Genomic DNA, 2,808 nt, shown 5'->3' on the forward strand with positions numbered 1-2,808 from the left:
CCGCTCACACGTTCACACGTTCACTCGACGCTCACACGTTTATACGAGCACTCTCTCCCCGCCGTTCCCGCTGCCCCCACTCCCCCCGCTGCCCCCGCCGTCTCCGCGGTTCTGCGGGGCGTCGTCCGAGGGCGGGGTCGTCGCGAGCCCCAGAGCCCTGCGCGGGGTGACCGTGCGGTCGGCGTCGAGCAGTGCGTTTCCGGTGTCGTAGTGGTCGTAGAAGGTGTCGGCGTCGGTGGCCGCGGCGGCCTTCGCCCACTCCTTGCGCGCGCCGCGCAGGTCCTTCACGAGGGCGGCGACGCTGGGCGAGGCGCCGGCCGCGAACCGGTGTTCGGTCAGCAGCCGGGTCTGCTCGTCGAGCGCGGCCGTCACCCGCCGCGCCCACGCCTTGTGTCCCGGCAGGTCGTCGTCGATGTACTGCTCGTCGGGAGCCGTGTCCATCGCCTTGTTGAGGACGTGGGCCGCCTTCAGGTACGTCAACTGGTCGGCGTCGAGTGTCGTCGCGTCCTTGCGCAGCGAGCCGGTGAGGCTGCCGTTCGTGTCGACGCTGCCGAAGACGCAGGTGACCTCACGGTCGCCGAGGCGCCAGGTCTGGCCGGTCGGGGTGAGGTAGTAGACGTCGACGTCGTTGGGCACGGCCCAGGCGTCCATCGCGTAACTGTCCTCAAGGGCGTAGCACCTGTCGTCGGCGATCTCGGTGACCCGGTCCTGGCCCGGATAGGCGCCGGCGGGCAGCTTGAAGACGGCGAACACCTCGCCGTCGTGCGCGCCGGAGCAGGGCACGTTGTCGACGTCGTAGGTGAGGCCCTCCAGGGAGCCGTCCGGGGAGTCGAAGCAGTCACCCTTGGCGAGGGAGAAGGTGCTGTTGTTCTCCTTGGCGGCCTCCTTGACGCCTTCCCAGGCACCGGACAGCCCGCCGGTGCCGAGCAGCAGGGCCCACAGCGCGAGACCGACGGCCGACAGCACGGACCCGGTCACCGCCATGCCCTTCCCGCGCTCCCCCTTCTTCCGGATCTGCACAAGAGCGACCACCCCGAGGACGAGACCGAGGGCGGGCACGAAGCAGAGGATGCCGAGCACGAGGGAGGCGATGGCGACGCCGTTCACAGGGGCCGGGCGGTTGTACGGGGAGTAGCCCTGGGACCAGGTGGCGTAGGGGGCCGGGGGCTGACCTGGGTGACCGGGAGCCTGGCCGGGATGGCACTGGTAGGAGGGATACGAGGTGTACGAGGGGTACGGCGGCTGTGGCTGCGGCTGCGGCTGGTCGGGTCTGGGAGGCGGGGGTATTGCCACGAGTGCCGTGCTCCTCGTCGGGTGAGGTGAACTTGATCGTCAGGTGAGGTGAACCTGATCGTCGGATGATGTGAACTGGCGTGCGACTTGGCGCATGGTAAGGGAGTTTCGCCCCTGCCGTCCCTACCCGTCCGCGCTACTCCCCGACTACTCTGCGTACATGAGCCCACTGCCGGACTGCTACTGCCCCACGGACGGCACCCGTGTCCCCGGATCCACGCTCACCTGGTGCTGCCCTCTGTGCCGAGGCCCCCTGGACCTCGACTTCGCACCGACCCCGGCGCCCCTCAAATCCCTGACCGGCAGGGTCAACTCCCTGTGGCGCTACGCGGAAACGCTCCCTCTTCCCTCCCCCACCACAAGCCTCGGCGAGGGCCGCACCCCACTCGTGGAACTGCGCGACGGCATCTCGGCGAAGCTCGACTTCCTGATGCCGACCCTGTCCTTCAAGGACCGGGGCGCGGTGCTCCTGGCCGAACTGGCCCTCCGGCTGAATCCCGAACGGGTCGTCGCCGACAGCAGCGGCAACGCGGGTACGGCGATCGCCGCGTACTGCGCCCGCGCCCGGCTGCCCTGCACGGTGTACGTCCCCGAGGGCACGTCGGCGAAGAAGCTGGAGCAGATCCGGGCGCACGGGGCCCAGGTGACCCTGGTCGACGGGGGCCGGGAGGCAGCCGCGGCGGCGGCCCGCGAGGCGGCGGACACCCCGGGCACGTTCTACGCCTCCCACGTCTACAACCCGTACTTCCTGCACGGCACGAAAACCTACGTCCACGAGCTGTGGGAGGACATGGGAGGCCGACTTCCCGAGGTCATCGTCGTCCCGGTCGGCAACGGCACCCTGCTGCTGGGGGCGGCCCTGGCCGTCGCCGAGCTGCATTCGGCGGGGTTCATCGACCGGCGGCCCGCCCTGTACGCCGTCCAGTCGGCGGCGGTCGCCCCGCTGGCGCACGCCTGGACGGAGGGCGCCACCGACCTGACCGGCGTCACCGCGCCCCCGGTGTCCCCCACCCTCGCCGAGGGCATCGCGATCACCGCCCCGCCCCGGGCCCGCCAGATCCTGCGCGCGGTCCGCGACTCGGGCGGCACGTTCCTGACGGTGACGGAGGATCAGATCCGGGATGCGCAGAGGGACTTGGCGTCCCAGGGCCTGTACGTGGAATCGACCGGGGTCGCCTGCTGGGCGGCGGTGCGGGAGGGCGCGCTCGGGACACGAACGGCTGTGGTGCCGTTGTGCGGGGCGGGCCTGAAGACAGGCCTGGCGCCGGCCTGAGAACGGGCCAGGCGCCGACCGGACGTCGGGCCGTTTTCCGGCTCGGCGTCCGACCCGGGAACGGGCCCGGCGTCCGGCCCGACGTCCGGCTCGGGAACGGGCCCGGCGTCCGGCCCGTGAACCAGCCCGGGAACCGGCCCGACGTCCGGCCCGGGAACCGGCCCGGGAACCGGCCCGACGTCCGGCCCGGGAACCGGCCCGGGAACGGGCCCGGGAACGGGCCCGGGAACGGGCCCGGCGTC

At 71.9% G+C, this 2,808-nt stretch carries 2 protein-coding genes; one reads left to right on the forward strand and one right to left on the reverse strand.

The genetic code is table 11. From position 1 onward, the window contains the following. Positions 1 to 39 precede the first annotated feature (39 nt). Positions 40 to 1,293, reverse strand: a complete 1,254-nt coding sequence (locus AOK08_RS41715) for a DUF4190 domain-containing protein (RefSeq protein ID WP_063794246.1) — start codon at positions 1,291 to 1,293, stop codon at positions 40 to 42. A 160-nt stretch (positions 1,294 to 1,453) separates the two neighbouring features. On the opposite strand from AOK08_RS41715, the gene AOK08_RS41720 reads away from it, so the two are divergent. Next, on the forward strand, positions 1,454 to 2,566 hold the full coding sequence (locus AOK08_RS41720; protein ID WP_055535782.1) for a threonine synthase: 1,113 nt from the start codon (positions 1,454 to 1,456) through the stop codon (positions 2,564 to 2,566). Positions 2,567 to 2,808: the final 242 nt, after the last annotated feature.

Source organism: Streptomyces graminilatus, assembly GCF_001418565.1.
Taxonomy (GTDB): domain Bacteria; phylum Actinomycetota; class Actinomycetes; order Streptomycetales; family Streptomycetaceae; genus Streptomyces; species Streptomyces graminilatus.